A 21,886-nucleotide genomic window follows, 5' to 3' on the forward strand; every position below is an offset into this window, starting at 1 on the left:
CCGCCGTCCCGGACCCGCTTTCGGGCGTGGTCCGGGTTCGGCTTTTTCCCCACAACATGAAACAGGAGGTTCACCATGAAAACGCTGTCATCACTCATACTTGTGGGCCTGATGCTCGTCATCGCCGCCCCCGTCGCCTGGGGAGCCAAGAGCGAGATCAACACCACCCTCATCGGCAAGAAGGCAATCAAGGGGTACGACCCGGTGGCCTATTTCACCGATGGGAAACCGGTAGAAGGGAAGAAGGAGTTCACCTACGAATGGAAGGGGGCCAAGTGGTTCTTCGCAAGCGCCGAGCACCGTGACCAATTCAAGGCCGCCCCTGACAAGTACGCCCCCCGGTACGGCGGCTACTGCGCCTATGCGGTGGCCATGGGGAAGACGGCCGACATCGATCCGAAGGCCTGGAAGATCGTCGACAGCAAGCTCTACCTGAACTACGACCAGGACATCCAGAAAAAGTGGCAGGCGGACATCCCAGGATTCATCGAGAAGGCCAACAAGAACTGGCCCGGCGTCCTGAAGTAGCCCTTGGAGTTCGCCCACTGGTTCATGGAACTCGCCCGCGGGGCGATGGGGATGCCGCTCCTCCAGGGAGCCATCGCCGCTCTCTGCACCTTCGTCCTGGAAGACCCGACCACCGTCGGCAGCGGCCTCCTGGTGGCGGCGGGAAAGATGTCGTTCGCCACCGCCTTTGTGGGGCTCACCATAGGAATCGCCGGAGGGGACTTCGGCCTCTATCTCCTGGGGCGGTTCGCCAAGGAACGGGTGGAGCGGTGGGGAATCATCGACCACGAGCGGTTGGAGCGGGCCTCGGCCTGGTTCGGACGGAACCTGGCCTCGGCGGTCCTCTCATCCCGCTTCCTGCCGGGGATGCGGCTCCCCACCTACGTGGCCGCCGGCATTCTCAAGGTGCCGGCGGGGAGGTTCCTCGCCGTGGCAGTGGCCGCATCGGTCGCCTGGACCCTCATCCTCCTCTCCCTTACCGTCCACCTCGGCGGGGCAGCCCTGGAACGGGCGGGGCGGATGAAGCTCCCCGTGGGACTCACCCTCGTGGCGCTCATCGCCTTCGGCCAGTGGCTCGGGGCCCGGCGCCGCAGGAAGATCGGCCGGGAGGCAACGGAGCCGATCACCTCTGTCTTTGAATTCTGGCCCCCGTGGCTCTTCTACCTGCCGGTGGTCCCCTGGTGGCTCTGGCTCTCCCTGCGGCACCGGGGGATACTGCTGCCGACGGCGGCGAACCCCTCCATCTACGCCGGCGGATTCATCGGGGAGTCGAAGGGGGCGATCCTGGCGCTCGTGCCGCAGGAGCAGCGGCATTGGGTGGCCCCGTGGGTGGCCTGGCGGAAGGAGGCCGGCGTCTCCATCGACGCGGCCTGCGCCGAAGCAGCCGCCGTCCTGGAACGGAGCGGCCTCGCCTTCCCCCTCGTGGCAAAGCCCAACGTGGGACAGCGGGGAGCGGGGGTCAGGCCGCTTCACGACGGCCGGGAGCTCAGGGATTACCTGGAGGCGTTTCCAGCCGGCGCCCGGATGATCCTTCAGGCGCTCGTTCCCTTTCCCCATGAGGCGGGGATCCTCTGGTACCGGCTGCCGGGGGAGGAGCGCGGGAGGATCTTCTCCGTCACCCGGAAGGAATTTCCCGCGGTGACGGGTGACGGGCAGCGGACCCTGCGGGAGCTGATTCTGGCCGATCCCCGTGCCCGTCGCCTGCGTCGGGTCTACCTTCGGCGCCACCGGGAGAGGCAGGAGGCGATTCCGGCGACCGGAGAGCGGGTGCCCCTGGTCTTTGCCGGGAACCACTGTCAGGGGGCGATCTTTCGCAACGGAAGAGAGCTGGCCACGCCGGCGCTCGCCGCCCGGATCGACGAAATCGCCCGCTCCATCCCGGAGTTTCACTTCGGCCGCATCGACCTCCGCTTCCGGTCCGAGGAAGAGCTTACACGGGGCGAAGGGTTCGCCATCGTCGAGATCAACGGCGCCGGCGCCGAGGCGACCCACATCTGGGATGCCCGGACACGCCTCACGGAGGGATACTCAGTGCTCTTCGAGCAGTTCGGCATCCTCTTCGAGATCGGCGCCCGGAACCGCCGGCGGGGGTTCCGCCCCGTGACAGTACGGCAATTCCTCCGCGACCTTCTCGCCTATCGTCGGTTGGCGCAGGGGTATCCGGAGACGTGGTGAACGAACGAATCGAGGTACATCAAAGGAGATGCGACATGAAACTGTTGAAAGTGCTGACGGTGTTGCTGGTAATCTTCGCCCTGGCTGCGGCCGCCTCGGGCGAAAGGGCGAAATCGGCCGTCATCAAACTCTACTCGGTGCAGAAGAAAGGGTATTTCATGAGTGAAAAGGTCATCAAGAGCGACGCCGAATGGCGCAAGCTGCTCACTCCCGAGCAATACCACGTCACCCGCGAGAAGGGGACCGAACGGGCCTACTCCGGCCAGTACGCGAACCATCACGAGAAGGGGATCTATCAGTGCGTCTGCTGCGACAACGACCTCTTCAGCTCGGAACACAAGTTCGAGTCGGGGACCGGCTGGCCCAGCTTCTGGAAACCGATCGCCCCGGAGAACATCGCCACCAAGACCGATCGCAGCCTCTTCATGACCCGGACAGAGGTCCTCTGCAGCCGCTGCGACGCCCACCTGGGCCATGTCTTTGACGACGGGCCGAAGCCGACCGGGCTGCGTTACTGCATGAACTCCGCGGCCCTGAAGTTCATGAAGGCCGAGTGACCGGAAACGCCGGCACACCGGCGGACAGGATCGCGCCATGAAACGTGTCGTTATCGTCGGCGGCGGCTTCGGCGGACTGAATGCCGCCAAGGTCCTGGGGAGCAGGCCAGGGGTCGATGTAACCCTCATCGACCGGAAGAACCATCACCTCTTCCAGCCCCTCCTCTACCAGGTGGCGACGGCAGGGCTTTCCCCGGCCGACATCGCCGCCCCGATCCGGGGCCTGCTGGCGGGGCATCGCAACGTCCGGGTCCTGCTCGGTGAGGTGACGAAGATCGACCTCGCCGGAAGGACCGTCGCGGTCTCCGCCGAACGGTTTCCGTACGATTACCTGGTCCTCGCCTGCGGGGCCCAGCACGCCTACTTCGGTCACGAGGAATGGGAGGAGTTCGCGCCGGGGCTGAAGACCCTGGAACAGGCAACGGAGATCCGCCGCCGGGTCCTCTCCGCCTTCGAGGAGGCGGAGCTTGAGCGGGATCCGCAGCGACAGCAGAAGTTCCTCACCTTCGTCGTCATCGGGGGGGGAGCCACAGGGGTTGAGCTGGCCGGCGCCATCGGGGAGATGAGCCGTTACACCCTGGCCCGGGACTTCCGGACCATCGACCCGACCATGAGCCGTGTGATCCTGATCGAGGCAGGGCCGCGGATACTCTCCGCCTTCGCGGAAAAACTCTCCGCTGATGCTACCCGCTACCTGGAAGAACTCGGGGTCCAGGTCAGACTCTCGTGCATGGTAACGCGGATCGACGCTGACGGCATCGAGGCGGGAGGTGAAACCACCCCCGCCGCGACGGTCCTATGGGGAGCGGGGGTGAAGGCTTCGGGCATCGGCGCAATGCTCGGAAGCGAGCTGGACCGCCAGGGGCGGGTTATCGTGCAGCCTGACCTGAGCCTTCCGGGGCGCCCCGAGGTCTTCGTCATCGGCGATCAGGCACACTGCAGGGACGAGCACGGGGAGCCGCTCCCCGGCCTGGCCCCCGTCGCCCTCCAGCAAGGGCGCCTCTGCGCCCGGAACATCCTTCGAGACCAGCGGGGAGAGCCGCGCAAATCATTCTCCTACCTGGACAAAGGACACATGGCGACCATCGGCAGAAGCAGGGCCATCGGCGAGATCCGGCGGGTGCGCTTCTCCGGCTTCATCGCCTGGCTCGCCTGGCTCTTCGTCCATATCTATTTTCTGGCCGGCTTCAAGAACCGCTTCTTCGTTATCCTCCACTGGGGATGGTCGTATCTCACCTTCGGCCGGGGAGCCCGCCTGATCACGAGCCGGGAATGGCGCTCGTACCCCGGCAGCACAGGAGGCGACAGCTGACAAAGTACGTGGGGGAGAGGAGAAAATGTCTATTCATCTTTCTGTATATTTGGTAGAGTTGATTCGGAGGTGATATCATGAACGAACTCTTGATGATGGCAGGTTTCCTGGCCTTCTGGGTCGTCCTCAACAAAATAGTTCTGCCGAGGCTCGGTGTTCCCACCTGAATGGCCGATACCTGTTCTTCCGGGAAGAAGAACGAGAAGAAGGATGACGAGAAAGGGGCGTGAGATTCACGACCCTTTTCTTATAACTGCTTTCTGCTACCCCTCAGCTGCGGGCCTCTTCCACGGCAACGAGATACCCGTCGGGGTCAAAGCACCAGAATTCCTTGATGCCGTAGGGCTTGGTCTCCAGCGGATAGAAGATCTCCAGTTCCTCTTCCACCACCGCCTCGTAGGTCTCAAGAATGTCGTCGACCGCCACGTGGATGGTCATGCCGACCCCTTTGGGGAATTCCTCGAAATGCTCCCCCAGCGCCGGGTGAGCCCGCACCACCGCATCCTCCTCCACGAAGATGATCTCCCATCCGTCCCGCTTCAGGGTCAGGTGTTCAGGGGCTCCGCGGGCGGTCAGCGCCCGCATGACGTCAAGCTCCAGGATGCCGGCGTAAAACGCCTCGGTGGCATCCAGGTCCACGACGGTCAACTGGATTGAGACACCGGTCCCCGCCACGATGTCACTCCCCGCCGAACCACTTCATGCTGAACCGCGACAGGACGCTCAGGTAGTTGGAAAAAATCATGACTCCGACGATGATGAGGAATACGCCGGTAATGATCTCGAAGATACGGATATGCTTCTTGAAGCGGTTGAAGACGACGAGGAACTGGTGCATGGCCAGGGACGAGGCGAAAAACGGAATAGCGAGTCCCATGGAGTAGATGAAGAGGAGCAGTATACCTTTGGAAACCGTCTCCTCCGTGGCCGCCACCATGAGAATGGAAGCGAGGATGGGGCCAATGCAGGGGGTCCACCCGGCTGCAAAGGCAAGCCCCACGAGGAAGCTTCCCAGGTAGCCGGCCGGCTTGCGGTGGACGGTGACCCGTTTCTCTCCCAGCAGTAGATGGATAGGAACAAGCCCGGTAACATGGATGCCGAAGATGATGATCAGTATCCCCCCCACCTTCCGGATGGCGTTCATGTGCTCATGGAGAAAACCGCCGATAAAGGTCGCCGATGCCCCCAGGAGGACGAAGACTGTGGTGAATCCGGCGATAAAGAGGAGCGTATGGATGATGGTCTGCTGCCGTACCTTGTGGCTTGGGTGCTCCTCCTGCAGATCGGCGAAAGACAGTCCCGTGATGTAGGTTATGAAGGAAGGGATGAGCGGCAGCACGCACGGGGAGAGGAACGAAAGAAGCCCCGCAATGAAGGCGCCGAAAAAACTGACGTTGGATGATTCCATTAACTACCTCGTCTTGGAAACTGCGTCGTTCAGGAAAGCGATCACCTCGGGGCGGTCCCATTCCATGGCACCGACAACCTTTTTGAGTATAACACCGTTCCTGTCGATGACAAAAGTCTCGGGGACACCGGTCAGACCGTAGAGTTTGCCGGCCCGCTTGTCGGTGTCGATGAGGGCAGGGAGGCTGAAACCGCTCGTGCGGAAGAATTCCTCCACCGCCACTTTCCCCCCCTCATCGATGGAGACGCAGAGCATCCGGAACGGCTTTCCCGCCATGGCTGCATTGAGCCGCATCATGGAGGGAATCTCCTGGCGGCAGGGGGGACACCAGGTGGCCCAGAAGTTGAGGAGCACCACCTGGCCCTTGAGGTCCGATAGCTTCACCACCTCACCGGTCAGGGTGTTGAGGGTAAAATCGGGGGCCGGGTTCCCCTCGACGGCGGGCTTCGTCCCCTTGGTGCACCCCATGAGGGTCACCAGGATAAGAATCGGCAGGGCCAGGAAAATCTTTCTCATTTCTTTCTCTCCGGAGTCGTGATGATGTACTTCTCCATGCGATAGATGAGGGTATGGCGCGGTATCCGCAGAAAGCGGGCCGCCGAACTCTGGTTCCAGTTGTTACGTTCCAGGGCCTCGACGACAATCTCCCTTTCGAGCTGCTCCAGGGAGTACCCCTCGTCAGGAAGGTTGATGATCTGGCACTCCCGCTGGGGCTGGCGGCCGCGCCTCACCTTCTCGGGGAGATCGTCAGGTAGAATCGCGTCGCTGTTGCGCATGATGAGCATCCGCTCCACGGTGTTCTCCAGCTCCCGCACGTTGCCGGGCCAACCATAGGCGGCCATGGCCTCCAGGACTTCCGGCGTGAAAGTCACCGTAGCACCCCCGTGCTTGGCGGCAAAGTGGCGGACCAGCAGCGGGATATCCTCCTTCCGCTCCCTGAGTGGCGGCAGGTGTATTGGGATCACCGAGAGACGGTAAAAGAGATCCTCCCGGAAGCGCCCGTCGGCAATGGCCTCTTCCAGGTCGGCGTTGGTGGCAGCCACCATCCGCACGTCGAGCTTTACCGTAGCTGTTCCCCCCACCGGCTGCACCTCACGCTCCTGCAGGGCGCGCAGAAGCTTCGACTGGAGCTCCACCGGCAACTCCCCCACCTCGTCGAGAAAGAGGGTCCCCCCTTCGGCCTGCTGGAACTTCCCCGCCTTGTCCCGGACCGCTCCGGTAAAGGCCCCCTTCACGTGGCCGAAGAGCTCGCTTTCGAGCAGATCCCGCGGAATGGCCGCGCAGTTGATGGCGACAAAGGGGGCGGTGCGTCGAGAGCTCTGGCCATGGATGGCCCGGGCCACCAGCTCCTTGCCGGTCCCCGACTCGCCGGTTATGAGAACCGTGGCGTCCGTATCGGCCACCCGGTCGATGACCCGAAAAACCTCCTCCATGGGTCGGGAAATGCCGATGATGCTGCGAAACTCCTCCCGCTCGGAGAGCTCCTCCTTCAGGCGCCGGTTCTCCCGTGAGAGCCCCTGCATGTCCAGGGCCTTGCGGACCGTCAGTTTCAGGGCTTCGCGGTTGAAGGGTTTGGTGATGAAATCATAGGCTCCGGCCTTCATGGCCTCCACCGCCGCCTCCACGGCGCCGAAGGCGGTGATAACGATGACGACCGTATCGGGCGAGCGCTCCTTCACCTCCCTGAGGAGTTGAAAGCCTCCCATGCCGGGCATCTTGAGGTCAGTCACCACAAGCGCCGGTCCCCGCTCATCGAAGAGACGCAGTCCCTCCTCGCCGCTGCCGGCGGTAAGCACCTCGTACCCCTCCTCCTGGAGGTTGTATTCGAGCACCCGACGCAGCGACACGTCGTCGTCGACAATCAGAACCCTGACAGTTTTCTTTTCGCCATTCCCCACTCTTCACTCCTCACACAGGGAGTCGCACCCTGAAAGTGGTCCCCTGCCCCGGTTCGCTCTCCACCGTCACTATCCCGCCGTGCCCCTCCACAATCCGCTGGGTGATGGCGAGCCCGAGGCCAGTTCCACCCTCTTTTGTGGTAAAAAATGGCGTAAAGATCTTCCCGAGGCTCTCCCCCGGGATCCCTACCCCGGTATCGGTAAACGCAAGCTCCACGAAGGGGGGCTCATCGCCGCGGCGGGGAAGCACTGCCCCCCGCACGGCCACAGTCCCCCCCGCGCCCGTGGCCTGGATACCGTTCAGGAGCAGATTCAGGAAAGCCTGCCGCAGCTTTTCCCGGTCTCCGGTCACCGGCGGGATCTCGTCCACCTCAAGGGAAATGCGCACCCCCCGGGCCGCGGCGTCGCTCCCGAGGAGCGTTACCAGTTCCCGCAGTTCGGCGGCCAGGTCACAGGTCTTTCTCTCCCCGTCGATGGGGCGGGAAAGCCGGAGGAAATCCTCCACCACCCGGTTCAGCCGGTCTGTCTCCTTGAGGAGAATTTCCAGAAACTCGTATTTCGGATGCCCCGGCCGGAAATCGTCCCGCAGGATCTCCGCGGTCCCCCGGATGGAGCCGAGGGGGTTGCGTATCTCATGGGCCAGCATCGCCGAGAGCTCCCCCAGGGCCGACAGCCGCTCGGCCCGGCGCAGCTGCTCCTCGATGCCGATGATGAGGTCGGCCTGGCCCCGGAGCGTGCGGTACGACTCCTCCAGGCGCCGGGCAGTCCGTTCCAGCTCCTCGCGGCGTTCCTCCTCCTTCTGGCAGAGAAATCCCGTGACCCCACCCACCACGTTGTAGAGGAGAATCTCCAGAAACTTTTCCAGCTCCAGGGACGGGCTGGCCCCCCACTGGAAGAGGATATGGGGGGCATAGAGGATGCTGACGATGACCGAGGCGGCGAGACCGCCCCGCAGACCGAACCAGAGGGCCGCCAGAATAATCGGCAGGTAGTAGAGCCTCTGAAAGATGTCATGAAGCGCGGGGAGATGAAGCGGGGTCAGGTAGTGAAAAAGGCTGATCCCGACGACAAAAACGGCAAGAAGCAGGATGCGGAGGGGGCCTGTCAGCGTCATGGACTGATTATGTAGAGGATGGCCGGCTAGATTGCAAGGGAGAAATCAGCCAGGCCCGGCTGGCGCCGGACCGGATGAGCCGAGAGCGGTAAGACTGGTGTCGAGGGTGCTTTCCGGGAAACAGTGAAGGGCTTTAGCGGTTGCGGCTCACAACGTAGTCTGCCACATCCACGAGCGCGCGCTTTTCCGTCGAGTCGGGGAATGCCTCAAGGTGCTCCTTGCAGCGGGCGATGTACTCGCCGGCCACCTGGGTGGTGTACTGGATGCCGCCGTATTTGTGGACGAGGGTGAAAACAGCCTCGAAGTCGCCCGGCTCCATGACTTCCTTCTCCACGATGGCGGCGATCGTCTCCCGCTCCTCGTCAGTGCACTTGCGAAGGGTGTGGATGAGCGGCAGGGTGATCTTCCCCTCTTCCAGGTCGTGGCCGATCTCCTTGCCGAACTGCTCCTCGCTGGCGGTATAGTCGAGGGTGTCGTCCATGAGCTGGAAGGCAATGCCGAGGTCCATGCCGTAGTCCCGCAGGGCCAGCTCCTGCTCCGGCGTGGCCTTCCCGAGGATGGCGCCCGCCTCGCATGCGGCGGAGAGGAGGACGGCGGTCTTGCTCTTAACCACCTCGATATAGCGCTCCTGTGTCATATCCATGTCGCTCGTGCAGAGAAGCTGGAGGACCTCTCCCTCGGCGATGATGGTGGTGGCGCCGGACATGACCTTCAGGACCCGCAGATCGCCGGCCTCAACCATGAGGGAGAACGACTTGGAGAAGAGGAAATCGCCCACGAGAACCGATGCCTCGTTGCCCCACACCTCGTTGGCCGAGGCGTTGCCGCGGCGCAACGTGGCACTGTCCACCACGTCGTCGTGGAGGAGCGTTGCGGTGTGGATGAATTCGATGACGCTTGCCAGGGGCACATGCCGATCACCGGTGTAGCCACACAGTTTGGCGGAGAGGAGAAGGAGCGCCGGCCTGATCCGCTTCCCGCCGCTGGCGAGGACGTATTCCCCCACCTTGCGGATCAGGTAGACATCCGATTCAAGGTCCTTCTTGAACTGTGCTTCGACGTTTTTCAGGTCGTCACCGACCAGGGCAAGAGCAGCATGCATTAAGACAACCTCAGACTAAGATTTCGGCAATACTACGGGAATTACGCCTGTTTTGTCAAAGCTTTTCTGCCCCCGCAAACCGCCATCCAACGCGGATTAACCAGCTTTCAACGTCCGGTTGATTTGCCCGGCGGCCCACCTCGGCTATACTGAGGTTGACGTAACCGCACCCCAGAGAGGCCCCCATGGCACCGGCCCTACTTCCCGACAACTCCCACAACCGGCCCAGCGTACCCCTTTTCGTCAAGAAAGTACTCGACACCCGGCTCAGGTGGCAGTTATAAACTTCCCATGACCAGACAGAAATTCATCATCATCGCCGTCATCGTGCTTATTGTGGCGCTTTTCTTCGCGTCGGGGCTCGGCAAGTACCTGACCCTTGAGTCCCTCAAGGCGAACCGGAATATTCTTGTTTCGTTTGCGGAGCAGAACCGCCTCGCCGCCGTCTCGCTGTTCATAGGCATCTACGTGGCGCAGACCGCCCTCTCCCTCCCCGGCGCCACCATCCTCTCCCTAGCGGCCGGCGCCATCTTCGGAGCATTCATGGGTACGGTCTATGCGGTAACCGGGGCCACCATTGGCGCCACCCTCGCCTTCCTCGTGACCCGCTACCTTTTTCACGACGCGGTCCAGAAGAGATTCGGCCATCGGCTCACCGCCATCAACCGGGAACTGGAAACGGCCGGGCTCAACTATCTCCTCTTCCTCCGGCTCGTCCCCCTCTTCCCGTTTTTCCTCATCAACCTTGCCGCCGGGCTCACCCGCCTTCCGCTGCGTACCTTTTTCATCGGCACCCTCATCGGCATCATCCCCGGCGGCTTCGTCTACGTGAACGCCGGGGCGAGCCTCGCCACCATCACGAACCCGGCTGACGCCGCCTCACCCCGGGTCCTGGGCTCCTTCGCCCTGCTGGGGCTCTTTTCCCTGATCCCGGTCATCTACAAAAAACTCGTAAGGAGAAGCTGATGGTTGCTGTATTTAAGGAACGGCTGCGCGAACTCGACCCGGGGTACGCCACCTTCGAGGAGCTCCAGGCCCTCCAGGTGAACCTGGGCAACCTCTGCAACCTGCGCTGCGCACACTGCCACGTGAACGCATCCCCTGCCGGAGACCGGATCATGGGGCCGGAGGTGATGGAGAAGATCGTGGGGTTTCTGTCCCGCCGCCCTGGCATTACCCTTGACATCACCGGCGGCTGCCCGGAGATGAATCCCCACTTCTGCTTCCTGGTGGAGGGAACCCGGGGCCACTCCCCCCGCCGGATGGTGCGGAGCAACCTGACCATTCTGACCGAACCGGGCATGGAGTGGCTGCCGGCCTTCTACCGGGATCAGGAACTGGTGGTCATCGCCTCCCTCCCCTGCTATCTGGAGGAGAACGTGGACCGTCAGCGGGGTCCGGGTGTCTTCGGCCGGAGTATCGATGCCCTGCGGACCTTGAACGTACTCGGCTACGGTGTCACCCTGGAGCTGAACCTGGTCTACAACCCGGGCGGTCCCTTCATACCCGGCTCCCAGCGGGAGCTGGAAGAAGCCTACCGGGCAGAACTCCTGACGCGCTACGGCATCCGCTTCAACAACCTCTACACCATCGCCAACGCCCCCATCGGCCGTTTCCGGGAACACTTGGAGGCAACCGGCACCTACGAGCGCTACCTGACCACCCTCGCCACCCGCTTCAACCCCGACGCGGCCCCCGCCATCATGTGCCGGACCCTCGTCAGCATCGACTGGCAGGGGATTCTCTACAACTGCGACTTTAATCAGGCCATCGGCCAGCCGATAACCGGGAGCAATGGTACAATTCTTACCATAGACAACCTTGATGAGGCGGCCACTACGGGGACTGAACTCGTCCTGGCCCAGCACTGCTACTGCTGCACCGCCGGCGAGGGATCGAGCTGCACCGGCTCACTGGCGTAAAAAAGGAGACCACCATGGATACCATAACCCTCTGGAACCGTTACAGAACCCACCTTCTCCACGACCCCGAAACGGGACTCATGCTGGACATCAGCAGGATGAATTTCTCTGAGGGCTTCCTGGAGGCCATGGAACCGGCCATCCGCAAGGCATTCGCCGAGATGGCGGAGCTTGAGGGAGGCGCCATCGCCAACCCCGACGAGGGGCGGATGGTGGGGCACTACTGGTTGCGGACTCCAGCCCTCGCCCCCACCGGCGAGATCGCCGCGGAAATTGGCGAGACAGTGCGACGGATCAGGGAATTCGCCGCCGGCGTCCACGACGGCAGCATCGCGACACCGGACGGGCGCCCCTTCCGGAAATTCCTTGTGGTGGGGATTGGCGGCTCGGCCCTGGGGCCCCAGTTCGTGGCCGACGCCTTGGGGGATGCAGGCAACCCGCTCACTCCCTACTTCTTCGACAATACCGACCCCGACGGCATGGACCGGGTCCTCGCCGGGATCGGCGCAGGCCTTGCCGAAACCCTGACTTTGGTCATCTCCAAGAGCGGCGGCACCAAGGAGACCCGCAACGGCATGCTTGAGGCCGAGGCCGCCTACCGCCGGGCCGGACTCGATTTCCCCCGGTACGCCGTGGCGGTCACCGGCGAGGGAAGCGAGTTGGACCGGGCTGCCACCCAGGCCGGCTGGATTGCCCGCTTCCCCATGTGGGACTGGGTCGGGGGCCGCACCTCCGTGACCTCGGCCGTGGGGCTTCTCCCCGCCGCCATCCAGGGGCTCGACATCGACAGCATGCTGGAGGGGGCACGGCTCTGCGATGCTCTAACCCGCCGCACCGACACGGCCCGCAACCCGGCGGCGCTCCTGGCCCTCATGTGGCACCACGCCACCGGCGGCAAAGGTTCCCGCGATATGGTGGTCCTCCCCTACAAGGACCGGCTCCTCCTCTTCTCCCGCTACCTCCAGCAGCTCATCATGGAATCCATCGGCAAGGAGCTGGACCGTGACGGGAACGTGGTCTGCCAGGGGATTTCGGTCTACGGCAACAAGGGGGCCACGGACCAGCACGCCTACGTGCAGCAGCTCCGCGAGGGGGTGAACAACTTCTTCGTCACCTTCGTCGAAGTGCTCCGGGACCGGCGCGGAATGTCCCTGCCAGTGGAACCGGGGGTGACCAGCGGCGACTACCTGGCCGGCTTTCTCCAGGGGAGCCGCACGGCCCTCAGCGAAAAAGGGCGGGAATCCCTCACCATCACCATCCCCGAGGTGTCGCCCCGCACCGTCGGCATGCTCATCGCCCTGTTCGAGCGGGCGGTGGGGCTCTACGCCTCGCTGGTGAACATCAACGCCTATCACCAGCCGGGGGTGGAGGCGGGGAAGAAGGCGGCCGGCACGGTGCTCTCGCTCCAGGCCGGCATCATCGCCCACCTGCGCGGGACCGGTTCCTCTCTGACGGCCGATGAGATTGCCGCGGCCCTCGGTCGTCCCGACACAGCGGAGACGGTCTTCAGGACGCTACTCCATATGGCTGCCAACCCGGACCACGGCATAAGGATGGAGCCAGCGGAGCCTCTCACCGCAAGCCGCTTCTCTGCACAGGCCTGAACAGGCCCGAAAGCAATGCCACCCGGCAGCGGCTCACCACACCTGGTCCTGGTAGGGGGCGGGCATGCCCACCTCTACACCCTTCGCCGTCTTCGCGTCCTCATCGGCCGGGGAATCGCCGTTACCCTTGTCACCCCGGACCGCTTCCACTACTACTCGGGAATGGGGCCGGGGATGCTTGGCGGGCGCTATCGCCCTGAGGATATCCGCATCGACGTGCAGAGTCTCGCGGAGGGCGGTGGCGCCCGCTGCGTCGTCGCCCCTGCTGAGAGGATCAATTCCCAGGCCAGACGGCTCCACCTGGCCGACGGCACCACTCTCTCTTACGACGCCCTGTCCCTCAACATCGGCTCAATCGTGGCCGACAATCCCCTTCCCTCTGACTGCATCGTTCCGGTGAAACCCATCGCAAACCTGGTCGCTGCCCGGGAACGGCTCCTGGCGGTCGCACGTTCGAAGCCCCCCCATGTTCTCGTCGTGGGGGGCGGGGCAGCGGGAGTCGAGATTGCCGGCAATGTCCGGCGACTTCTCAGGGACAGGGGGGATATCACCCTCGTTGCCTCAAGCCCAATTTTGCACCGATTTCCCCCACGGGCGCGCGAAGTGGTGCTCAATGCCCTTGCAGAGAGTCGGATCGAAACAGTGGAAGGAGTGAGCGTGAAAGGATGGATGGACGGTGGAGCGGTCCTCTCCGACGGACGAACGGTTGCCTGGGACCTGGCGTTGGTGGCAACGGGGGTGAAACCTCCTGCGCTTCTGGGGGAATGCGGGCTCCCCCTGGCCCCGGACGGCTCGCTCCTCGTGGACCGCTTCCTCCGTTCGACAGGGTCACCGGCCGTATTCGGAGGCGGCGACTGCATCACCCTGGCCGAGCAGCCACTCCCGCGGGTCGGCGTCTATGCCGTGCGCCAGGGGCCGATCCTCTTCCACAACCTTCAGGCACAGCTCACCGGTAAGCGGCTGTTGCCGTTCAATCCCCAGCGCAGTTTCCTGCAGCTTCTCAACCTGGGAGACGACACCGCCCTCCTCGTGCGCAACGGTATCGTCTGGCGGGGACGACTCGCGTTTCGCCTCAAGGATTTCATCGACAGGCGGTTTGTGGAGAGTTTTGCGGGGAAAATGAGCGGGGCAGCGGGTTAGGACCCCGGGGCGAAGAACGGCTCAAGAAGAGCTGGATCGAGGGGGGTATCCGGCTTGACCGGAAATCCCGACATCGGGTCACGGTCAGCCATCCCTATGGAAAGAATGATTGTATCGGACTGGCCGGGGTCCAGAAGGCGGGGCCCCCATTGCAGGAACAGGACCCGGTTGTTGGGGTGATTGAGGGGGACACGACTCACTGGTGCGGCATAGGTGCCGATCTGGTTTGAGAAATAGACGAGGTCCGGGGTAATGTTCCCCTGCCACTCGATGAAGTTGGCAATGCCGCTGAAGATGTGCTCTTCACCCGCAGCCTCGTTGCCGTAATCGAAATAGCCGGCCCAGCGGTGTTCCCGAGGGTTGATCGCCTCCTCATAGGGAACAAGGCGGTCCCTCACCCATCCCACGTTTCCGATCGACGTGCCGTAATTCCCCACCCACGGCTCATCTCCATAGACATAATAGTAGCCGCCGGGAAACCGGCCGGTATTCGTAAACCGGATTGCCAGGGTAAAGTAGCGGGTTCCCGCCCTGAACACGGCAACACGGTCGACCCTGAACGGCAGCCCGTCCAGTTCGACTTCGTGGCTGCTCGTGATGACGAGTTCCTCCGAAGTATCCTTTGCTACCCTGCTACCGAGAAACCGCCAGGATGATGGGGCAATAATCGTAGAAGGGTTGCTCCAGGGAGTGATCGATTCGTTGACGTTGCACCAGATGTGGTGCCAGCGGGTCCCATCGAAAAATGAAACGCCGGTGTCATTGAGGGTTTCCTTGCCGGCGTCTCCCAGATCGAACGGCAGCCCGCCACCGACAAAGACCCCCCTGGTCTCCTTGCCGCCGCTGTCGAGATAGCGACTCAGACACGTGAGAAATATAGTTCCATCGGCGAAATGCCCCTCCACATGGCCACTTCCATCGAACCGGAACCATTCATGCTCCAGGTGAGTGCCAGCCGATGCATAACTTACGCTGCCCCGAAGGAACTTGAAGAGGGGTTGCGCCGGCAGCGCCAAAAGGAGCCGGTTCTCGTCGCCGAGAACCAGGTCATCCGTGATCTCGAACCAACCATCTCCGCCCTTGAGGACATACACCCCCTCGAAATGCCAGTAGGGACGGACCTTCACCACGGTCGCACAGACGGCAAGCACCACAACGCCCGCCAAACATGCGATCCTTCGCCGGGACGAAAAGAGGGAAAGGAGAATTCGCTTTACCATGCCATAGAAATCCAAATAGTGACCCTTGAGCCAAAACGTAACGTTACCGTATACAGTTAATGTTTCGGCTGTCCGACAGAAAACTTGAACAGATATTAGTCACAGCACCATGACAAAGGATACACAAATGATTTTCATGACCAGAGACACATCGGGAAACGATTTGGACAACTGCGGAGAAAGACAGGAGGGAGGAACGGACGGGGGATTACCTACAGACCCAGATCCTTGACAATTTTGGTGTAAAGGTCTTCAGCATCGATGCCGCAGACGGTTTTGCCATCCACAACGGCGAACGGCGTCTTATGACATGGACCGCACTTCTTGATACAGTTCTTGATCTTCACGTCCAGCTTGGGGAAGGTATTCGTGAGCTTCTTGTATACCTTGGACATCCCCTTGTTGTGCTCGCAAAACCTGACTTTCATACACCCCTCAAATCGATACCGGGTACGGGAACGCGTGATGCGCATCCCCGTACCCAGGAGGAGAACTCCCCATGTCAGGCAGCAGCGGCGGCGGGAGGGGTAAAGACCCGGGCACCCAGCTCGTTGTCAATCATCAAGATCCCGTAGCCGTTATCTCCGATCAACTTCAGTTTGCCAATGATTTCCCGGTCGTTCTCCTCCTCCTCCACCTGCTCGGTAATAAACCACTGGAGAAATATCTGGGTTGCATGGTCCTTTTCCTTCACGGCACGCTCGGTCAGTTCATTGATGCACCGGGTAATGAACATCTCATGCTTCAGGGTCTCTTCGAACATCTCGAGCAGCGACGGAAATTCGTTGGGTGGGGCGTCGAGGGGACCGAGAGCCACATGCTCTCCCTGGCTGTTGATGTAAGTATAAAACTTCATGAAATGTACCATCTCTTCCTGGTACTGGATCATGAACCAGTTGGCCGCCCCCTTGAGGCCGATGGAACTGGCGTACGATGACATGGACAGGTAGAGGTGCGCCGAATAAAGCTCCGTGTTCAACTGCTTGTTGAGGGCTGCCGTCATCTCCTTGCTCAGCATGGGTATGGTTCCTCCTTGGCGTAATTCATTATTGGTAGAGTATAGCAGTATAGCCCTTCAGGGACAAAACACCATCGCGTTTGTGCTCCGAAAGCGGAATCTCACAGATGGCTTATGGCCCGTTCCGCCTCCACCAGCACCCGCCAGAGATCTTCGCTATCCCCGAGCCCCACCTTGATCAGATAAGCAGCGATGCTCATATTCGTTCTTGCCCGGAAAAGCTCCACCTGCCGCAGAAAATCCGTCTCTACCGTTTCTGCACTCCTCAAATAGGCGTCGAGGAAGAGCTCCTCGGGATAACGCTGCAGAATATGCTGATGACCAAAGAACTGGTTGCGGAACTGGGCCAGAAAACATCCGACATCGAAGGCCCGGGGGAGGACATACGAACTCTCGAAATCGATGGCCGCAACAAAACGGGTGGCACGATTCTCAAGGCTGTCCTGCCCCATAAAAATGTTCTTGGGATGATAATCGCCATGCCCCTGGACCATGACTTCGCCGTGTTCCCTGGCAATGGCGGTCTCCCCTGCCCTGACCGCGTCGATAATTTCCCGAGCCTTGCGCGTCTGTCTGTGATGCATCTCGGTGAAGCGCTCCAGGTAGCGCTCAAGACGCGAGGCTTCCTTGTCCAGAAACTCGCCGGCAGGGGTTATCCGCAAACAACAGCCGTGGAGTCGGGCAAGCCACTCCGCTGCCATGATAACGTACTCTCGACCGTCCTCGTCATCGGCCGTCAGGAGCTTGTCGAAGAGGGATTTCCCCCGCAGCCCCTGTTCGATCAGGGTCATGGATGCCGGATCCTCATCGATGGGCTTAGGTACCCGGTACGTACCTCCGTCAAACCCCTGTTGGGCTATGGCGTCCATGATCCTGAAGGCCCGCTCTGCAGACCGCCACTTGTGAACGTTTGAGATCTCCTTGATGATGATCCGCTCCCGAACCTCATCGAGCCCTTTGGTCCCGATCGTCACTTCGATCACCTGGCTGTTGGCCCCGGCGTGAGGGATCTCTTTGAGAAAAGGTCGGCAGCGTCCGTTACGGATCTCAAGCGCCAGCTCCTGAATGGTCCGCACCGTGTGATCAAAGTGGGTCGGATAGAGCCCAGCATAACTCCCGCCGTGGGTATCGGTCCCCGCAAGGGCGGTGAATCTCTCCCGGTGCCAGTCCTGCAATCCCATGCTGTTCTCCCGAACCGTGTGGCCGGAGTTGAAAACCTCCACGCCGTCAATGAGGGTGCTCTTTAGATTCTCCGGCGCCGGCCGCTTCCCCTTCCGGTAGGGATGAGCCCATACGAGAGCAGCCTCGGGAAAACGCCCTCTCACCTCGGCCAGCGGTGTTCCCTGAGGCAACGCTTCCGTGGCGCCGTAAACGAGCACGTCGCCCAACTCAGGGGTCCAGACTTCCTGCCCGCTGAGAATCATGAAATGATCGGGAACCTCCGATGCACGCCGAACCCCCCTCAACTCATCTTCGTCCCAGAGATAGTGATGGTCGGTAAACACGATTCCTTGGAGATTCTTTGCGAAAACCTGCCTTACGAGCTCTACTGCCGAAACCGCACTGCACGGTGAGTGCTCCTCGGAATGACAGTGCATCTCTACGAGCATAGGGTCTTATCTCCTTACTACAAATCAATTAATGGCGTATCGTTTCGAGTTGCTATCAGGATACCAAACAAAGACCAAACCGACAACATCCCATACACTCTTTTATGTAATGTGACTACACAGCTATGTATATTAGGTAATCACACAATGATCCTCAATTGATTCAACACATACCAAGTCGCTGTGCATTCTGCTGCAAAATCAATCACGTGCCTAGAATTTAGACAGCAGCGTTGTTTTTGGTGCAACATCTGCATACGCCCAAGGCATTCGCCGTAATTCGATGCATACCCCATGAGCACACGCTGAATATCGCTCACACTTTAATCAAAGGAGGCATCATGTCACCACAGCTGCTCGACGACAAAGTAGAACCGATTTATCAGGAAGTTCTTCGGCGCAACCCGGGAGAAGTTGAATTTCACCAAGCAGTCAGGGAAGTTCTCGAATCCCTCGGCCCCGTTCTTGTCAAGCATCCCGAATATAAAGAGCGCAAAATCATCGAGCGGATCTGCGAACCAGAGCGGCAGATCATCTTCCGGGTACCCTGGCAGGACGACAAGGGCCAGGTCCAGATCAACCGCGGTTTCCGCGTTGAGTTCAACAGCGCCCTTGGTCCCTACAAAGGCGGGCTCCGTTTCCACCCGTCAGTCTACCTCGGCATCATCAAGTTCCTCGGCTTCGAGCAAATTTTCAAGAACTCCCTGACCGGCATGCCCATCGGCGGCGGCAAAGGGGGCTCCGACTTCGACCCGAAGGGGAGATCCGACGACGAAATCATGCGTTTCTGCCAGAGCTTCATGACCGAGCTCTACCGCCACATCGGCGAGCATACGGACGTTCCGGCCGGTGACATCGGCGTTGGCGGCCGCGAAATCGGCTACATGTTCGGCCAGTACAAGCGAATCACCAACCGCTACGAAGCAGGCGTCCTCACGGGCAAAGGTCTCCACTACGGCGGCTCTCTTGTCCGCACCGAGGCAACCGGCTACGGCGCCACGTTCTTCGTTCACGAAATGCTCAAGGCCAAGGGTCAATCCTTCGACGGCAAAATCTGCACCGTCTCAGGGTCGGGCAACGTTGCCATCTATACCATAGAAAAGATCCGCGAACTCGGCGGCAAGTGCGTCGCCTGCTCAGACTCCAACGGCGTCATCTACCATGAAAAAGGTCTCGACCTAGACCTGATCAAGCAACTCAAAGAGGTTGAGCGTCGCCGCATTAAAGACTATGTGGACTACCATAAAGATGCAAAATACATCAACAACGGCAATATATGGGAAATCCCCTGTCAGGTTGCCATGCCGTCGGCAACCCAGAACGAAATCAATGGCAAGGATGCCCAAACTCTCGTCAAAAACGGCTGCATCGCCGTGGGTGAAGGCGCCAACATGCCTACCACTCCCGAGGGGGTCAAGGTCTTCCTTGAAGCAAAGATTGCCTACGGACCGGGGAAAGCGGCCAATGCCGGCGGAGTAGCAACATCAGCGCTTGAAATGCAGCAGAATGCCTGCCGCGACTCCTGGACGTTCGACTACACGGAAAAGAAACTGGAAGAGATAATGATAAACATTCATAGCCTTTGCTACGAAATTGCAGATGAATATGGATGCCCCGGCAACTACGTAGTCGGTGCCAACATTGGAGGATTCATCAAAGTTGCAAACGCCATGGTCGCCCACGGTCTTATCTAAGATTGCAATTATATGCACCCATTGACCCTCCCGTAAAAAGAAAAGGTCATCATATCAGGAAGGAGGCGGGGTCATCCCCGCCGTCCTCCCACACTACCGTTCGTACAGTTCCGTACACGGCAGTTCATGAAGTGTGTTAATGTTGGTGGAACTGATCCATGAGGAATACACACTCCAGTTTATCAAAGTAAGATTTCGAAACAACTTATATGTGCGGCCCCTGGATTCCACTAGGGGCCGCAGCCGTTTCAGGCCAACCATCAGATGATCCCCGCCGCGTCAGGTACGTTGTTCGCATATAGGGACGCTATGGCGGCACGGTTTTCTTGGACACGAAAATGAGGTAAATCTACGTGTTCAAGGAGGTCGTCAATGGAAAAGGATGTCAGTGCCACCGGTGCTGCGGAAGGAGAGCGTAGCTCGACTGGAGCAGCACCGGAAGTCAAATGGTGGTGAGGTATCCTGAAGACAATGGACACTCCCGCTTGGTAAACTACCGAGAGAGGTAAACATGAAAAAACAGCAGCGTTACACGCCAGAGTTTCGTGCCGAGGCGGTCAAACTGGTAACCGAACAAAGCTGTCCCAGAAGGGAGCAGCAAAGCGGCTGGCGATTCCTAAGGGGACTCTGGCGAACTGGGATGGCAACCAGCAAGGCTTCCCAGCACCCGGGGCACGTTCTGCGGCGGATTTGGAGGCCGAGAATGCCCGGTTGCGTAAGGAGCTGGCTGAGGCCCGCATGGAGCGTGACAAAGGCGATCGCGTACTTTGCCAAGGAGTCGCTGCCCGGTACGCGTTCATGAAAAAGTGGCGACTCCATTTTTTCAGTAACAATAATGAGCCGAGTGTTCAACGTGTCGCGTAGCGGCTTTTATGCCTGGCTGAGGCGAAAACCCTCGCTCGCGTCGAGCCCAGGAGGATGAACGACTGAGGGTGGCGATTATAGCCGCCCACAAACGCACTCGCGAAAGCTATAGCGCACGGCGGTTGCAGCCGGAGTTGGCGGCAGATGGTTTCGTCGGCGGGCGCGACCATATTGCCCGTCTGCGCCGGGAACTGGGGCTGCGCTGTCGGCAGAAGCGCAAGTTCAAGGCAACCACGAATTCGAACCACAGCTTGCCAGTAGCTGAAAACCTTCTGGATCAAACCTTTACGCCCAACGCTCCCAACGAGGTCTGGGTCACCGACATTACCTACATTCCCACCGGCGAAGGCTGGCTTTACCTTGCGGGTGTCAAGGACGTCTTCACCTGCGAAATCGTCGGCTACGCCATGGCCGAGTGCATGACCCAGGAACTGACAGGCAAAGCCCTTTTCCGGGCGGTGCAGCAGAAACGTCCCGCGGCCGAGTTGATCGAATCGTGGCAGCCAGTACTGCTCCCACGACTACCGTAAACTTCTTGAGTAGTTCGGCATGACGCCGTCAATGTCGCGCCGGGGAAACTGCTATGATAACGCACCGATAGAGAGCTTCTGGGGAAGCCTGAAAAACGAACTGGTCCATCACTGTCGTTACGCGACCCGGGCAGAGGCCGAAGCCTCCATCCGAGAGTACATCGAGATCTTCTACAACCGCCAACGGCGCCACTCGTGCCTTGGTTATATTGCGCCAGCCGTGTTCGCTCAGAATTTCATCAGACAGCCGGCTGTCGCTTGAGATGGGAGTGTCCACTGTTGACAGGACACCTCATTCGACTCCTGCTTGTCATTGGGGTACGGGGTGACAGACGCTTGATATCGGCTTTGACCGCAGCAATGGTGGTCAGACCCTTCTCACGACGTGCCAATATTTCGGGGCTGTTCATGCAATCGGGGATGTCGGCTCGATCAGCTACTTCGGCATTGGAGCACTGCGGCCACTTCAGCCCTCATCTGCGATTCCAGCTTATAGGCAGCACCTTATGTTTGAAACCGATCGCTTTGACCGTGCTAGCGTCCAAACTGACACTGGCTGCTGCAAAAAGCGAAAGCCCCGCACTCATTTAAGAGAGCGGGGCTTTTTGTAATAAAATCCCGGCGGCGACCTACTTTCCCACACAGCTACCCGTGCAGTATCATCGGCCCAGAGGGGCTTAACTTCCGTGTTCGGGATGGGAACGGGTGTGAC

The 21,886-nt window shown here is 60.6% G+C and carries 19 protein-coding genes, 1 rRNA gene and 2 pseudogenes; 11 read left to right on the top strand and 11 right to left on the bottom strand.

The features are described from left to right. The first annotated feature begins 75 nt into the window (after positions 1-75). The 4 genes from RCH91_RS19130 to RCH91_RS19145 are packed head-to-tail and all read left to right on the top strand — an operon-like array spanning position 76 to position 4,050. Positions 76-528 (top strand): YHS domain-containing (seleno)protein, encoded by a 453-nt coding sequence (locus RCH91_RS19130; protein ID WP_306536662.1) that lies wholly within the window; start codon positions 76-78, stop codon positions 526-528. A 24-nt stretch (positions 529-552) separates the two neighbouring features. Beyond that, on the top strand, positions 553-2,181 hold the full coding sequence (locus RCH91_RS19135) for a DedA family protein (protein ID WP_306536665.1): 1,629 nt from the start codon (positions 553-555) through the stop codon (positions 2,179-2,181). Positions 2,182-2,216: 35 nt separating this feature from the next. Continuing rightward, on the top strand, positions 2,217-2,738 hold the full coding sequence (gene msrB / locus RCH91_RS19140) for a peptide-methionine (R)-S-oxide reductase MsrB (protein ID WP_306536667.1): 522 nt from the start codon (positions 2,217-2,219) through the stop codon (positions 2,736-2,738). Positions 2,739-2,775: 37 nt separating this feature from the next. Further along, complete coding sequence (locus RCH91_RS19145) at positions 2,776-4,050, top strand: NAD(P)/FAD-dependent oxidoreductase (protein WP_306536669.1); 1,275 nt, start codon at positions 2,776-2,778, stop codon at positions 4,048-4,050. Between the two features lie 270 nt (positions 4,051-4,320). Here RCH91_RS19145 and RCH91_RS19150 read toward each other — a convergent pair whose 3' ends face one another. The 6 genes from RCH91_RS19150 to RCH91_RS19175 all read right to left on the bottom strand — a co-directional run bounded on the left by RCH91_RS19150 (position 4,321) and on the right by RCH91_RS19175 (position 9,572). Further along, positions 4,321-4,725, bottom strand: coding sequence for a glyoxalase/bleomycin resistance/extradiol dioxygenase family protein (locus RCH91_RS19150; protein WP_306536671.1), 405 nt, complete (start codon positions 4,723-4,725; stop codon positions 4,321-4,323). A 4-nt stretch (positions 4,726-4,729) separates the two neighbouring features. Further along, complete coding sequence (locus RCH91_RS19155) at positions 4,730-5,458, bottom strand: cytochrome c biogenesis CcdA family protein (RefSeq protein WP_306536673.1); 729 nt, start codon at positions 5,456-5,458, stop codon at positions 4,730-4,732. A gap of 3 nt (positions 5,459-5,461) precedes the next feature. Continuing rightward, positions 5,462-5,974, bottom strand: a complete 513-nt coding sequence (locus tag RCH91_RS19160; protein ID WP_306536675.1) for a TlpA disulfide reductase family protein — start codon at positions 5,972-5,974, stop codon at positions 5,462-5,464. Then, a complete protein-coding gene (locus RCH91_RS19165; RefSeq protein WP_306536676.1) occupies positions 5,971-7,356 on the bottom strand; it encodes a sigma-54 dependent transcriptional regulator in 1,386 nt (461 codons plus the stop codon). Before RCH91_RS19165 ends, RCH91_RS19160 begins: the two co-directional genes overlap by 4 nt. Positions 7,357-7,366: 10 nt before the next feature. Next, positions 7,367-8,470 (bottom strand): nitrogen regulation protein NR(II), encoded by a 1,104-nt coding sequence (locus RCH91_RS19170; protein ID WP_306536677.1) that lies wholly within the window; start codon positions 8,468-8,470, stop codon positions 7,367-7,369. Between the two features lie 133 nt (positions 8,471-8,603). Then, the gene (locus RCH91_RS19175; protein WP_306536679.1) at positions 8,604-9,572 is read right to left on the bottom strand and encodes a polyprenyl synthetase family protein; all 969 of its coding nucleotides are present in this window, start codon (positions 9,570-9,572) and stop codon (positions 8,604-8,606) included. 291 nt (positions 9,573-9,863) lie between these two features. On the opposite strand from RCH91_RS19175, the gene RCH91_RS19180 reads away from it, so the two are divergent. From RCH91_RS19180 to RCH91_RS19195, 4 genes are read left to right on the top strand one after another with little or no spacing between them, the layout of a single operon-like run. Further along, positions 9,864-10,538, top strand: coding sequence for a TVP38/TMEM64 family protein (locus RCH91_RS19180; protein ID WP_306536680.1), 675 nt, complete (start codon positions 9,864-9,866; stop codon positions 10,536-10,538). Continuing rightward, positions 10,538-11,494 carry an arsenosugar biosynthesis radical SAM (seleno)protein ArsS gene (gene arsS / locus RCH91_RS19185; protein ID WP_306536682.1) on the top strand — a complete coding sequence of 319 codons (957 nt, stop codon included), beginning with the start codon at positions 10,538-10,540 and terminating at the stop codon, positions 11,492-11,494. Before RCH91_RS19180 ends, arsS begins: the two co-directional genes overlap by 1 nt. A 14-nt stretch (positions 11,495-11,508) precedes the next feature. Further along, positions 11,509-13,098 (top strand): glucose-6-phosphate isomerase, encoded by a 1,590-nt coding sequence (locus RCH91_RS19190; RefSeq protein WP_306536684.1) that lies wholly within the window; start codon positions 11,509-11,511, stop codon positions 13,096-13,098. A gap of 15 nt (positions 13,099-13,113) precedes the next feature. Continuing rightward, complete coding sequence (locus RCH91_RS19195) at positions 13,114-14,238, top strand: NAD(P)/FAD-dependent oxidoreductase (RefSeq protein ID WP_306536686.1); 1,125 nt, start codon at positions 13,114-13,116, stop codon at positions 14,236-14,238. Here RCH91_RS19195 and RCH91_RS19200 read toward each other — a convergent pair. The 4 genes from RCH91_RS19200 to RCH91_RS19215 all read right to left on the bottom strand — a co-directional run bounded on the left by RCH91_RS19200 (position 14,235) and on the right by RCH91_RS19215 (position 18,086). Beyond that, positions 14,235-15,458 carry a hypothetical protein gene (locus tag RCH91_RS19200; protein ID WP_306536688.1) on the bottom strand — a complete coding sequence of 408 codons (1,224 nt, stop codon included), beginning with the start codon at positions 15,456-15,458 and terminating at the stop codon, positions 14,235-14,237. The two genes, RCH91_RS19195 and RCH91_RS19200, sit on opposite strands and share 4 nt — an antisense overlap. Before the next feature lie 212 nt (positions 15,459-15,670). After that, positions 15,671-15,886, bottom strand: coding sequence for a DUF1450 domain-containing protein (locus tag RCH91_RS19205; protein WP_306536689.1), 216 nt, complete (start codon positions 15,884-15,886; stop codon positions 15,671-15,673). A 74-nt stretch (positions 15,887-15,960) separates the two neighbouring features. Continuing rightward, entirely contained in the window at positions 15,961-16,476 is a 516-nt protein-coding gene (locus RCH91_RS19210) for a ferritin (RefSeq protein ID WP_306536691.1), read from the bottom strand. Positions 16,477-16,577: 101 nt separating this feature from the next. Next, complete coding sequence (locus RCH91_RS19215) at positions 16,578-18,086, bottom strand: phosphotransferase (protein ID WP_306536693.1); 1,509 nt, start codon at positions 18,084-18,086, stop codon at positions 16,578-16,580. A 341-nt stretch (positions 18,087-18,427) separates the two neighbouring features. Here RCH91_RS19215 and gdhA point away from each other — a divergent pair, with 341 nt between their 5' ends. The 3 genes and pseudogenes from gdhA to RCH91_RS19230 all read left to right on the top strand — a co-directional run bounded on the left by gdhA (position 18,428) and on the right by RCH91_RS19230 (position 21,436). Then, positions 18,428-19,780: an NADP-specific glutamate dehydrogenase gene (gene gdhA, locus RCH91_RS19220; protein ID WP_306536695.1), complete on the top strand. Its 1,353-nt coding sequence runs from the start codon at positions 18,428-18,430 to the stop codon at positions 19,778-19,780. 372 nt (positions 19,781-20,152) lie between these two features. Further along, positions 20,153-20,233: pseudogene (locus RCH91_RS19225) on the top strand (IS3 family transposase); the annotation flags it as partial. A gap of 58 nt (positions 20,234-20,291) precedes the next feature. After that, positions 20,292-21,436 (top strand): annotated as a pseudogene (locus tag RCH91_RS19230) (IS3 family transposase). A 354-nt stretch (positions 21,437-21,790) separates the two neighbouring features. On the opposite strand, the gene rrf reads toward RCH91_RS19230, so the two are convergent. After that, positions 21,791-21,886 (bottom strand): 5S ribosomal RNA (rrf, locus tag RCH91_RS19235); the annotation flags it as partial.

It is taken from the genome of Geobacter sp. (assembly GCF_030834625.1).
Taxonomy (GTDB): domain Bacteria; phylum Desulfobacterota; class Desulfuromonadia; order Geobacterales; family Geobacteraceae; genus Geobacter.